The organism is Novosphingobium sp. P6W (assembly GCF_000876675.2).
Taxonomy (GTDB): domain Bacteria; phylum Pseudomonadota; class Alphaproteobacteria; order Sphingomonadales; family Sphingomonadaceae; genus Novosphingobium.
Genome location: NZ_CP030352.1, coordinates 1,456,108 through 1,468,702, shown reverse-complemented (window position 1 = coordinate 1,468,702; position 12,595 = coordinate 1,456,108). Strand labels below are relative to the sequence as shown.

Sequence of the window (12,595 nt, the reverse complement as noted above, 5' to 3'; positions counted from 1 at the left end):
CAAAACGACAAAGGGCGCCGGATTACCCAGCGCCCTTCCTCAATTCCCGGTTGTTCCGGCAGCGCCTCAGTGCGCGGTGGCACTCGTCGACGCGGCATGCGGCGCCGGTGCGGCGGCCAGTTCGTCAGCCTCGGTCCATTCGATCGCGGTGAGCGGTTCTGTGAGAGCCCTGGCCAGCACCTCATCGACGTGAGCGACGGGGATGATATCCAACCCCTCCTTCACGTTATCGGGGATTTCGGCGAGATCCTTGCGGTTTTCTTCAGGGATCAGCACCGTGGTGATACCCCCGCGAAGCGCCGCAAGCAGCTTTTCCTTGAGGCCGCCGATCGGCAGCACACGGCCGCGCAGAGTGACTTCGCCGGTCATCGCAACGTCCTTGCGCACCGGAACGCCGGTCAAGGTCGAGACGATCGAGGTGACCATGCCGACACCTGCCGAAGGGCCATCCTTGGGCACCGCACCTTCGGGAAGGTGAATGTGGATGTCCTTCTTCTGGATCACTGACGGCTTGATGCCATAAGCAGGCGAGCGCGCCTTCACGAAGCTGAAGGCGGCCTGGATCGACTCGCTCATCACGTCGCCCAGCTTGCCGGTCGCCTTGATCTGGCCCTTGCCAGGCACCGTTACGCTTTCGATCGTGAGCAGTTCACCGCCGACTTCGGTCCAGGCGAGACCCGTCACCGCACCGACCTGATGCTCTTCCTCGCCCATGCCATGGCGGTATTTCTGGACACCGGCAAAGTCGTGAAGGTTTTCGGCGGTGATGACGACTGAGGTGGCTTTGCCTTCGAGAATCTGGCGTAGCGACTTTCGCGCCAGCCGGGCGATTTCACGCTCCAGCGTGCGCACGCCGGCTTCGCGGGTGTAATAGCGGATCAGGTCGCGCAGGCCGTCCTGGGTCAGCGTGAACTCACCCTTCTTCAGGCCATGCGCTTCCACCTGCTTTTCGATCAGGTGACGCTCGGCGATCTCGACCTTCTCGTCCTCGGTATATCCTTCGAGACGGATGATCTCCATACGGTCGAGCAGCGGCTGCGGCAGGTTCAGGCTGTTCGCGGTGCACACGAACATCACGTCCGACAGGTCGATGTCGAGTTCCAGATAATGATCCTGGAACTTCGCGTTCTGTTCGGGATCGAGCACCTCGAGCAAAGCGGACGCCGGATCGCCGCGGAAATCCTGGCCCAGCTTGTCGATCTCGTCGAGCAGGAACAGCGGGTTGGACTTGCCGGCCTTGCGCAGGTTGGTCACGATTTTGCCCGGCAGCGAGCCGATGTAAGTGCGGCGATGGCCACGAATCTCGGCCTCGTCGCGCACGCCGCCCAGCGACTGGCGGATGAATTCGCGCCCGGTCGCCTTGGCGATCGACTTGCCCAGCGAGGTCTTGCCCACGCCCGGCGGCCCGACGAGGCACAGGATCGGCCCCTTCAGCTTATTGGTGCGTGCCTGAACCGCGAGATACTCGATGATACGGTCCTTGACCTTGTCGAGCGCGTAGTGATCGGCGTCGAGAATGTCCTGCGCGGTGGAGATATCGCGCTTGAGCTTGCTCTTCTTGCCCCAAGGCAGGCCGAGCAGGACGTCGAGGTAGTTGCGGATGACGGTCGCCTCGGCGCTCATCGGCTGCATCGAGCGCAGCTTCTTCAGCTCGCCAACGGCCTTTTCCTTGGCTTCCCTGGACAAGCGCGTCTTTTCGATGCGCTCCGCGAGTTCCTGCAGCTCGTTACCCTCATCGCCTTCACCGCCGCCCAGCTCGGACTGGATGGCCTTGAGCTGTTCGTTGAGGTAATACTCGCGCTGGGTCTTTTCCATCTGGCGCTTAACGCGGCCACGGATCTTGCGCTCTACCTGCAGGACGCCGAGTTCGCCTTCCATGAAGGAATAGACCATCTCAAGACGCTTGAGCGGATCGGGCTCGGACAGAACGGCCTGCTTGTCGGATACCTTGGCGGAAAGCTGCGCGGCGACGGTGTCGGCCAGCTTGGCCGCATCCTCGATGTCGCCCAGCTGTTCGCCGGCGTCCTGGCTGAGCTTCTTGTTGAGCTTGGCATATTCGCCGAACTGGTCGACGACCGTGCGCATCATCGCTTCGGTTTCGGTGCCGTCAGCCGCGATCGGGTCGATCATCTCGACGCCGGCTACCAGCATCTCGCCTTCTTCGGTCTGCTCGGTGCGCAGCGATTCGAGGCGGGCGCGGTCCTGACCTTCGACCAGCACACGCACAGTACCATCCGGCAGCTTCAGGAGCTGCAGGACGCTGGCGACCACGCCGGTGTCGTAAAGGTCATCCCGGTCGGGATCGTCACAGCCGGGATCCAGCTGGGCCAGAAGGAAAATATCCTTGTTTCCGGCCATTGCCGCCTCAAGCGCGGCTACGGATTTCTCACGGCCGACGAAAAGAGGCACGACCATGCCCGGAAAGACGACGATGTCACGCAAAGGCAGAAGCGGAAGCAGGTTCAAGGCAGTATCCATTCATCACGCGCGGGGCTTGACCTGTCGGCGCGCCCCGGCTCTTGCTCAGGATATGGGGTGTTTACGCCACCATGCAATCTTTTGCGGGTTAAAGACTGTGCAAAGCCCCGCTCTGCCCCTTCTTGATACGGGCCGGATCACTCCCGGGCATCCAGGGGCTGATCCGTTACGGTGACGTCCGGGGGAAGTTGGCACGGTTTTCGAGGTAGAACTGGTTTTCCGGGAAATCCGAGGGTGAGCGGGGCGGATCAAACCGCCCTCGCTCCGCCCCTATCGTAGCCTAAGCCTCAGAACGGCATCTTGAAGCCCGGCGGCAGGCCCATGCCCGACTGCGCCTTGGCGAGTTCCTCGTTAGCAACCGAGTCCGCCTTGACGCGAGCATCGTTGTAGGCAGCTGCGATCAGGTCTTCGAGCATGCCCTTTTCGCTGAGCTGCATCAGGCTGTCGTCGATTCCCACGCCGATAACGCGGCCCTTGGCCGAGCAGCGGATCTTGACCAGACCGCCGCCGGAAAGTCCTTCGACCTCCATCTGGTCGAGCTTGCCCTGGGCCTCGTTCATCTGCTTCTGGATGGTCTCGGCGGCAGCTTGCGCGGCCTGGATCATCTCTTCCATCGACTTCATTTCAGCGTCTCCAATTGCGCCCGCCGCCGATGGCGGCCGGACGGTCGTCTTCAATCAATTCGGCGCCCGGAAAGGCGGCCATGGTCGCCTCGACCAGCGGCGCAGCGCGCAGGGCCTCGGCATCCGCGCCCTTCTTCACTTCGGCAATTTCCACCAGGGTGGGCGCGCCATCCGCGTCCACCCGCTCGACCTGCCAACGCTCACCGGTGGCAGCCTGCAGGCCGCCGCGCAGGATGGAGGCGATATCTTCCTTGAATGCGGGCGGCTGGGTGTAGCGCAGCAGGCCCGGCGCCAGTTCGACCACGCGCACCTGCATGCGCATGGTATTGGCGGTGGACAGCTCGCCGATATGCTCGACGTCATCGACCAGCGCCTCCCAGCGCGGCATGATCGCCGCCGGAGCAGAGGCGGCAGGTGCGCCGGGCGCAGGCGCGCCGCCCTCCAGCGCAGGTGCAGCTGCGGGAGCGCGCGCGGCGATCTCCTCCAGCTTGCGCACCAGAGCGCCGGGATCGGGCATGTCGGCGGCATGCATGATACGCAGTAGGGCCATCTGCGCCGCGACCAGCGGATCTGGCGCGGATTTCACTTCGTCATGGCCCTTGAGCAGCAGTTGCCACAAGCGATGGAGTTGACCGGCGCGCAGGCGCTGGGCCCATCCCTCGATCGCCTCGCGCTCCTCGGTGGAATGGGCGTCGGCGGCATTACCGGCGACCTGCGCCACCGCAATGCGGTGGATCAGGTCCATCAACCCGCGCATGATCGCGATCGGCTCGACACCCAGCGAGAACTGGCGCGCGACGATGTCGAGCAGGTCAGGCCCCTTACCTTCGAGGATCGCGGAGACCAGCCCGCGCTGCACGCTCTTGTCCGAGAGGCCCAGCATATCGCGCACCTTTTCGGCGCTGACCTGGACAACCCCGTCAAGATCGGCGCCGTCAAGGTCGGCATGGGCGATCGCCTGGTCGAGGATCGACAGGCCATCGCGCACCGAACCTTCGGCAGCGGCGGCGACCATGGCGAGCGCCTCGTCCTCGGCCTCGACGCCTTCCTGCCGGCAGACGTAGGCGAAGTGTCCCGCCAGCATCGGCGCGGGAATACGGCGCAGGTCGAAACGCTGGCAGCGCGACAGCACCGTGACCGGCAGCTTGTCGACCTCGGTCGTGGCGAAGAGGAACTTCACATGCGCCGGCGGTTCCTCAAGAGTTTTCAGCAAGGCATTGAAAGCATTGCGCGACAGCATGTGGACTTCGTCGATGATGTAGATCTTGTAGCGCGCCGAAACGGCGGAATAGCGCACCGCCTCGATGATTTCGCGCACATCGTCGACGCCGGTGTGGCTGGCAGCATCCATTTCGATCACGTCGATGTGGCGGCCTTCGGCGATGGCCACGCAAGGCTCGCACTTGCCGCAGGGGTCGATCGTCGGGCCGCCCTGCCCGTCAGCGCCGATGCAGTTGAGAGCCTTGGCGATAAGGCGCGCGGTCGACGTCTTGCCGACCCCGCGCACGCCGGTCATCAGGAAGGCATGGGCGAGCCGGTCGCGCTTGATGGCGTTGGCGAGGGTCTGGACCATCGCCTCCTGCCCGATCAGTTCGGCGAAAGTCTGCGGACGGTATTTGCGCGCTAGCACCCGGTATGGCTGCGCGGCGGCGGCCTGAGCGGGCGCGGGCGTCTTGGGCGCGGCGACCGGCGCAGGTTTGGCGGCTTCGGGTTTCGCTTCGGGCACTGGCGCTGCAGCTTCGGCGAACATGGCAGACTGCCCTGCCGCTTCCAGTTCGGCCATGGTGGGAGCGGCTTCCGCTTCGGGGACTGCTTCGGCCTCAGGCGCCGGCTCGCCGAACATCGACTGCTGGCCGGCGGCCTCCAGTTCGGCGGCGCCGGGTTCGTCCTGGTTCTCGTTTTCGTCGTCCCAGGGGGGCGTATCGCCGAACATGTCGCGTGAATCGTCCATCGCCGCGCAAACTAGGGGCTGGGCCAGCGAATGTCAGGGGAAAAGCGCCGTCCTCCACAGCCTTCGCGCCGTGTGGATAAAGAATGCGCGCAGCAAAGGCTGCGGGGCGCAAAATTCAGCTGATGCTGCCATCGATGTGGTGAAATAGGAGCCGGGCGACCCGCCGCAATCCGTTGTGGCTGCTTCCTTCCGGACCTGACCAAGTTGGCGGACGAAAACGTCCACCCGACTCCCGGGCGGGCATATGCCGGGGACGGTCGGGTTTGTCCAGCCCTTGAGGCGAACAAACCTGACCGGCTGTTATCTCAGCGGAAGTTGTCGGCGTAGGCCTGAATCTTGAGGCGGCGCGGCGGGGTGGTGTGGATGGCCGCTTCGATGCCGTAGCGGTCGGCGTAGGCCTTCGCTTCATCGGCGGTGGGGAAGCGCAGGATGACCTGCTGCTGCATGTCGCCCGAACCGGCCCAGCCCATCAGGGGATCGGGCTTCTTCGCTTCCGCCGGGGCGAATTCGAGGGTCCACTCGTCAAGCAGCGCCTTGCCGGACTGCATGGCGTTCTTCGGGCGTTGATAGATGCGTGCGCTCATGGGCCAAAGCCTTGCCCCCGAATCGCAGCGAAAATCAAGCGCGAATCACGCATTTCGCCCGCGCTCGAATGCATTGCGGGTCTTGAGGCTGGGGTCTTCGTTCCACGGCTCGTCCGGCCAGCGGTGGCGGGGGTAGCGACCTTTCATGTCTCGCTGCACGTCGCGCCACGATCCGCGCCAGAAGCCCGGCAAGTCGCGCGTGGTCTGGATTGGACGGCCGGGGGGCGATGTCAGCTTGAGCAGCAGAGGCAGCGGCGGCTGGCCGAATGTCGGATGCCGGTCCAGCCCGAACAACGCCTGGACCCGAACCTCGACCGAGGGACCGCCCTCGTCCTCGTAGTCGATGGGGTGCGATGTACCGGCGGGACTGCGAAATTCCGGCGGAGCGAGGCGGTCGAGCGCCTGCTGGTCGTCCCAAGTCAGCCGGTTGCGAAGGGCCTGCGACAGCGCCGTACCGTCCACCGCATCGAGACGGCGGCCCAGGAGCGGGCCAAGCCATTCCTCAAGGTCCGCCAGCAATGCCTCATCCGAAAGCGATTCGACCCCGGCGTAGCGCGCGCGGCGCAGGAACGATTGCGCGCCCTTGCCCAGCGGCACCATGGCGAGGCCCTTGAGGCGGATACGTTCGATCAGGAAGGCGCGGATCGCCTCCGGATTCGGCGCCGGATCGGGGCCGGTGGCGAGGGTAATCGCGCCCAGCCGCCGTTCGAGCCGCGCCTCCACGCGGGCATCGCTGTCGTTCCAGCGCAGCACCGTGCGGCGTTCGATGGCGTCGCCCAGCCATGCCTCCACTTCGGAGGTCTCCAGCGAGGCGCCGGAAAGGATACGGGCGCCCTTGGCCTGCCCCTGCGCATCGCCGATCACCATCCAATCGCGGGACGCCAGCGGCGAGGCCGGGTCGAGCACATAGCCCCTGCCCCCGGCGCTGAGCCAGGTCTCGCCCGAGGCATCACGGCGGCGGGCAAGCATGTCTGGGCGGCCGAGCGCAAGGAGCACGCCGGGCGGCACATCATCCGGCTGCGCAGGCCCGCTGACCAGCGCCTGCGCCCGCCGCGCCCAGCCTGCCGCCAGCTTGCGCGAAGCCTGCGCGCGGGGCGAACGGTCGGCATCCCAGCGCGAGAGGCGCTGCGTAAGATCGTCGCTGCGCCCGCCAAGGCCGCGTTCCTGGAGCAGCAGCGCCAGCCGGGCCGCGATGTCGGCCTCGCCATGCTCGCCCGCGCGCAGGATCATCGCGGCCTGCGCCGGGTCCATCGGCAGGCTGGCAACCTTGCGGCCGAACGCGGTGATGCGCCCTTCCCCATCCAGCGCGCCGAGCGCCGCCAGCCCCTTGCGCGCCGCATCGAGCGCAGGCACGGGCGGCGTATCGAGCCAGCCCATCGCTGCAGGGTCGCCCGCGCCCCACTGCGCCAATGTCAGCGTCAGCGGGGTCAGGTCGCTGGTGAGCATTTCCGGCGGATCGAACTCGGGCCGCCCTGCGTGGGCCGCCTCTTCCCATAACCGATAGGCGACGCCCGGCCCCTGCCGCGCCGCACGGCCTGCACGCTGCGCGGCCGAGGCGCGGCTGGCGCGGTGAGTGACGAGACGGGTGACGCCCGCCGCCTTGTCGAACTCGGCCCGGCGCGAAAGGCCCGCATCGACCACCACTGAAACGCCGTCCAGCGTCAGCGAGGTTTCGGCGATGGCGGTCGCCAGCACGATCCGGCGGCGGCCATCGGGATCGCGCCGGATGGCGGCGCGCTGTGCGCCCGGCTCGCATTGCCCGTGAAGCGGCAGGACCAGCGCCGAGGGCAGTTTCTGTGCAAGGCTTTCGGCAACCCGCTCGATCTCGCGCACGCCGGGAAGGAACGCGAGCACGTCGCCCTCCTGCTCGCGCCACGCGGTGAGGACGGCGGAGGCCATGGCATCCTCGATCCGCCGCTCCGCCGCATGGCCAAGCCAGCGGAAATCCAGCGGCCAGGCCTTGCCCGCGCTCTCTATCACCGGGGTGCCCTCACCCAGCAGCCGGGCGAAGCGCGTGCCGTCGATGGTGGCGGACATGACGACGATCCGCAGGTCCTCGCGCAGCACAGCGCGGCTTTCGATGGCAAGCGCAAGGCCAAGGTCGCTGTCGAGATGGCGTTCGTGCGCCTCGTCGAACAGCACGGCAGACACGCCGGCAAGCTCCGGGTCTGAGAGTATGCTGGAGACGAAAATCGCCTCGGTCATCACCACTACCCGCGTGCGCGCGGTGCGCTTTACATCAAGGCGGGTGATGTAACCGATGGTGCCGCCGGCCTGTTCGCCAAGCTGCTCAGCCATGCGCTCGGCAGCGGCGCGGGCGGCAACGCGGCGAGGGGAAAGCAGGATCACGGTGCCGGTGCACCAGCTTTCGGCCAGCAGCGCCGGGGCGAGCGCGGTGGTCTTGCCCGCGCCCGGCGGCGCGATCAGCACGGCGCCGGTCCTGTCACGCAAGGCGGAGAGCAGATCGGGCAGGACGGCGTGGATGGGCAGAGTGGTCACCCGCGCAGCCTTAGTGCGCGCACTCGCTATGGGAAAGCGCCGAGACGAAACTTGCCAGCGGCGGCTTGGCACCAAACCGGACCCATTTTTGCGGAACGTCCACTCTTCCTAAAGACTTGTTCCGTAATCGCAGACCCTCCGCCCGCTTTCCTTCAACTACACGCAGTACCTGCATACTATGCATCGCGCCGGTCATTACCCCCTCAGCGTCGCGCAATATCTGCGTCTGCGCGAGCACATACCGCCGATGTATGGGCTGCTGCTGATAAATGCTGCCGTTCTGGCGTTCACTCACCGGGCGCTCGCCCCGGCGCTGCTGGTCTACTCCGTCCCTGCGATTTTATTCGCCGCCTGCGTAGTGCGAACGGCGATCTGGATACGGCCCGTCAAGCCCGAGGAACTCGAACCCGCGCTCGTCGAACGTCGGATGCGCAAGACGCTCGCTGTCGCGGGGGTCATGGCCATGGCGTTCGTCGGCTGGGCGCTCTGGCTCGACCAGTACGGCGGGCCTTACGAGCATGGTCATGTCGCGGTTTTCATCTCGGTGACGGTGCTGGGCTGCGTGTTCTGCCTTGGCTTCCTGCCCAACGCCGCCGTGGTGGTCTGCGTTTCGGTACTCGGCACATTCCTGGCCTATTCGCTGTGGAACGGCACCGAAGTGCTGATCGCCATCGCCGGGAACATCGCGCTGGTGGCCGTCGTCATCCTCAAGATCCTGCGCGCTTCCTACGGGTCCTTCGTCGAACTTGAAACGTCTCAGCGCGACCTGAACTGCGAACGCAAACAGGCGCAGGCGCTGGGCGAAGAGAATGCCCGGCTTGCGCAGACCGACGCGCTGACGGGCATGCCCAACCGGCGCTATTTCTTCACGACACTGGAAAGCCTGCTCGCCCGGCCGGGCCAGGGCGACGTATTCAGCGTCGGGCTGATCGACCTCGACCGCTTCAAGCCGGTGAACGATACCCACGGCCACGCCAACGGCGACCGCCTGCTACAGGTGATCGGCGGGCGGATGATGAGCCACTGTCCGGCCGACGCCATCGTCGCACGGCTTGGCGGCGACGAATTCGGGCTGATCGTGATGGGCGGCCCGCAGCAGGCCGAACGTATCGCCAACGAACTGTGCAAGGCGATCCGGGAGCCCGCGCGCATCGGCGACGTGCTGGTTTCCGTCGGATGTTCGGCGGGTCTGTCGGTCTATCCCGACACCGCCGTGACCGCCGACCTGCTATACGACCGCGCCGACTTTGCACTCTATCACGCCAAGAACCACAAGCGCGGGCAATGCGTGCTGTTCTCGGACAAGCTGGAGCGGATGATCCGCACCGAACAGGCGATCGACGCCGCGCTTCAGGGCGCCGACCTTGCACGCGAACTGACGCTGGTGTTCCAGCCGATCGTCGCGACCGAGGACCTCGACCCTATCGGCATAGAATGCCTCGCCCGCTGGCATTCGCCGCGGCTGGGCGAGATTTCGCCGGAAATGCTGATCGCGGCCGGCGAACGGCTGGGCCGCGCGCGCGAAGTCACTCTGGCGCTGTTCGACAAGGCGATGGAGGCATTGGTGCGGCTGCCCGCGCCGCTGCGCCTGTCGTTCAATCTTTCCGGTAACGACATCGGCAACACCGGCACGATCGATGCCCTGCTGGCGCGCCTTGACGCTTCGGGCTGCGATCCCCGGCGTATGTTGATCGAGATCACCGAATCCTCGCTGATCGAAGAAATGGACAAGGCCGGCGCCGCCCTGGAACGCCTGCGCGAAACCGGCATGCGCATTGCGCTGGACGATTTCGGCACCGGCTATTCCAGCCTGTCGTCGCTGCACCAGTTGCCGCTCGACATGGTGAAGATCGATCGCAGCTTTGCAGTCCGGCTGGATGAAGCGGCCGGGCGGCGGCTGATCACCGCGATCCGCCATCTTGCCCGCTCGCTTTCGCTGGAATGCGTGATCGAGGGGATCGAGACGGAGAACCAGTTGGTCAGCGCACGCCTCGCAGGCTTCTCGCTGGCGCAGGGATATTTCATCGCCCGGCCAATGCCGCTGGAAGATATGCTGGAGCGGTTGGCCCAGCCCGGCGCCTCGATGTGGGCAGCGGCAGGCTAGATCAGCCCCTTACCTAAATAAGATCAGCCCGCCTGGCGCGAGCCGTAATCGATGCGGATGCGAACCCAGGTGCCGATCTGCGCCTTGCCGTTGATGCGCGGCGGAAGGACCTGAAACTGCCAGGCGGCGTTGAGCACGGCGCGGCCAAAGCCGGAACCGCGCGGCGATTCGCCGAGGATCTGGCAGTTTTCGACGCGGTAATGGTCCTGCGTCTGGCAGGCGATCATGCCCCAGCCCTGACGCGGTCCGCTGGCATTGAGATAGCCGCCAAGCTGCGCATCGCTCGGCTCCTTGTACCATTCGGCATTGTAGAGCACCGCGCCGCCCGGCCCTTCGCCGGGGCCATAAGTCGATCCGTTGCTGCCGCCGCCGGGCGCGGCAGAGCCGTTGCCGGAGCGCTTCATCGCGCCGATATCGGCTGCCGCCATGTCCGAACGGGACACCTTGAGGAACGAGAACGCCGGCTTTTCAGTCGGCTCCTTCGGCTTTTCCACCGGAGGAACCGGGGCCTCCACCCGCACTTCAGTCTGCTTGGGCTGGTCCTTCTCGGTCTTTTCGGCCTTCGGAGTTTTAGCCTTGTCAGGCGACTTGGCGCCGCTGTCGGCGTCTTCGCCCTCGACGTTGAAGGTAACCGGGTTGTTCGCCTTCTTCAGCGCCGGCGCCACCGTGGTCTGGTAGAGCGCAATCAACAGGGCAATAACGATTATCGCCGCCGAAAGCAGCATGGAGATCAGGCGTTGGCGGGGCGAGCCGGGCTGGTAGCCCGTGACTGCCCGATCGGCATCGGAGCGCATGGAGCGCCTCCTTAAGCGAGCCAGGCTCGCGTCGCAATTACAGCATTGTTTCAGTCTGTCGCAGGAGCCGGGCCTGCGCCCGGCCGGCAGACCGGACTAGTATCGGCGGGAGACCGCAAAATCGACCGCTTCGCCCATTGCCGCACGCGCTTCACCCGCCGGGAAACCGGCGATCGCATCGATCGCACGCTGGGCATAAAGGCGCGCGCGTTCGCGGGTGGCCTCGACGCAGCCGTGGCGGTTGATCAGCTCAACCGCATGGGCAAGGTCTTCGTCCTCAGTGCGGAAACCGGCGATGGCGTCCTCCCAGAACTTGCGTTCCTCGGCATTGCCGCGCGCATAGGCGAGGATGACCGGCAGGGTCATCTTGCCCTCGCGGAAATCGTCGCCCTTGTCCTTGCCCGATTCGCTGCTTTCCGAATCGTAGTCGATCGCATCGTCGACAAGCTGGAACGCGATGCCCAGATTGCGCCCGAACGCGTCGAGCGCCATTTCCTCGGCCTCGCTCTTTTCCGCGACGATCGCCGGGATACGGGTGGCGGCGGCAAACAGGGCAGCGGTTTTTGAGCCGATGATCTGGAGGTAATGCTCCTCGCTCGTCTCGATCCGGCGCTGGGCGGTCAACTGGTCGACCTCACCCTCGGCGATGATCGAACTGGCCTTGGAGAAGATCTTGAGGACCTTGAGGCTGCCGTCCTCGACCATCAGTTCGAAGGCGCGGGTGAACAGGAAATCGCCCACCAGCACGGTCGCGGGATTGCCGAATACGATGTTGGCAGCGGCCTTGCCGCGCCGCATGTCCGACCCGTCGACCACGTCGTCGTGCAGCAGCGTTGCCGTGTGGAGAAACTCCACGGCAGCCGCCAGCTTGTGGTGGCGGGTTCCCTGATAACCGCACAGCTCCGCCGCGGCGACCATCAGCATTGGCCGCATGCGCTTACCGCCACCCGAAATCAGGTGCCCGGCCAGCGCCGGTATCAGCGGTATTTCGCTTTGCATGCGGTCAAGAATGACGGCGTTGACGCTATTCATGCCGGCAGCGGTGAGCGCCAGCATGGGAGCAAGGGAAGGCTGGGGCCTGCGGGAACGCAGGGCGACGACATCTGCACTCATTGTCCGGCGCATTGCGCGCAAGGAGCCGCCAACGCAAGTGCAAACGCTATCAAACGGTGGATCGAGGCGACTGGAAGAGCAGGCGAAGCCGTGCTAGCGGGCGGGCCCATGAGCCAGGAACCCTCCACCGCCGATCCCGTACTCGCGGGCTTTCGCGCCAGCATCGACAATATCGACGCCGCGCTGATCCACATGCTCGCCGAGCGTTTTCGGATCACCAAGGCCGTGGGTGAATACAAGGCTCATACCGACCTGCCCGCTTCCGACCCCGGCCGGGAAGAACGCCAGATCACGCGCCTGCGCGCACTGGCGGAAGACGCGCATCTCGACCCCGACTTCGGCGAGAAGTTCATCCGCTTCATCATCGACGAAGTGATCCGCCATCACCAACAGGCGAAAAACGGGGCCTGATGCATCAATTCCTCCCCGAGCGAGCCCGGGGAAGAACC

The 12,595-nt window shown here is 65.6% G+C and carries 9 protein-coding genes and 1 other RNA gene; 2 read left to right on the top strand and 8 right to left on the bottom strand.

From position 1 onward, the window contains the following. Nucleotides 1-66: 66 nt before the first annotated feature. The 6 genes from lon to hrpB all read right to left on the bottom strand — a co-directional run bounded on the left by lon (nt 67) and on the right by hrpB (nt 8,135). Complete coding sequence (lon, locus tag TQ38_RS07095) at nt 67-2,478, bottom strand: endopeptidase La (protein ID WP_043975409.1); 2,412 nt, start codon at nt 2,476-2,478, stop codon at nt 67-69. A 287-nt stretch (nt 2,479-2,765) separates the two neighbouring features. Beyond that, nucleotides 2,766-3,101: a YbaB/EbfC family nucleoid-associated protein gene (locus TQ38_RS07090; protein WP_043975410.1), complete on the bottom strand. Its 336-nt coding sequence runs from the start codon at nt 3,099-3,101 to the stop codon at nt 2,766-2,768. 1 nt (nt 3,102) lies between these two features. Next, nucleotides 3,103-5,052, bottom strand: coding sequence for a DNA polymerase III subunit gamma/tau (locus tag TQ38_RS07085; protein ID WP_043975411.1), 1,950 nt, complete (start codon nt 5,050-5,052; stop codon nt 3,103-3,105). A gap of 141 nt (nt 5,053-5,193) precedes the next feature. Beyond that, nucleotides 5,194-5,288: signal recognition particle sRNA small type (gene ffs / locus TQ38_RS07080), an RNA gene on the bottom strand. A 69-nt stretch (nt 5,289-5,357) separates the two neighbouring features. After that, a complete protein-coding gene (locus TQ38_RS07075; RefSeq protein WP_043975412.1) occupies nt 5,358-5,636 on the bottom strand; it encodes an ETC complex I subunit in 279 nt (92 codons plus the stop codon). A gap of 45 nt (nt 5,637-5,681) precedes the next feature. Continuing rightward, nucleotides 5,682-8,135 carry an ATP-dependent helicase HrpB gene (gene hrpB / locus TQ38_RS07070; RefSeq protein WP_043975413.1) on the bottom strand — a complete coding sequence of 818 codons (2,454 nt, stop codon included), beginning with the start codon at nt 8,133-8,135 and terminating at the stop codon, nt 5,682-5,684. Between the two features lie 178 nt (nt 8,136-8,313). On the opposite strand from hrpB, the gene TQ38_RS07065 reads away from it, so the two are divergent. Further along, the gene (locus TQ38_RS07065; RefSeq protein ID WP_043975414.1) at nt 8,314-10,239 is read left to right on the top strand and encodes a bifunctional diguanylate cyclase/phosphodiesterase; all 1,926 of its coding nucleotides are present in this window, start codon (nt 8,314-8,316) and stop codon (nt 10,237-10,239) included. Between the two features lie 23 nt (nt 10,240-10,262). Here the strand turns inward: TQ38_RS07065 and TQ38_RS07060 are convergent, their stop codons facing one another. Together TQ38_RS07060 and TQ38_RS07055 are read right to left on the bottom strand one after the other, a co-directional pair. Further along, nucleotides 10,263-11,033 carry an energy transducer TonB gene (locus tag TQ38_RS07060; protein ID WP_113941894.1) on the bottom strand — a complete coding sequence of 257 codons (771 nt, stop codon included), beginning with the start codon at nt 11,031-11,033 and terminating at the stop codon, nt 10,263-10,265. A 96-nt stretch (nt 11,034-11,129) separates the two neighbouring features. Beyond that, nucleotides 11,130-12,146 carry a polyprenyl synthetase family protein gene (locus TQ38_RS07055; protein ID WP_043975415.1) on the bottom strand — a complete coding sequence of 339 codons (1,017 nt, stop codon included), beginning with the start codon at nt 12,144-12,146 and terminating at the stop codon, nt 11,130-11,132. A gap of 108 nt (nt 12,147-12,254) precedes the next feature. Between TQ38_RS07055 and TQ38_RS07050 the strand changes: the two genes are divergently transcribed. Further along, nucleotides 12,255-12,557 (top strand): chorismate mutase, encoded by a 303-nt coding sequence (locus TQ38_RS07050; protein ID WP_043975416.1) that lies wholly within the window; start codon nt 12,255-12,257, stop codon nt 12,555-12,557. Nucleotides 12,558-12,595: the final 38 nt, after the last annotated feature.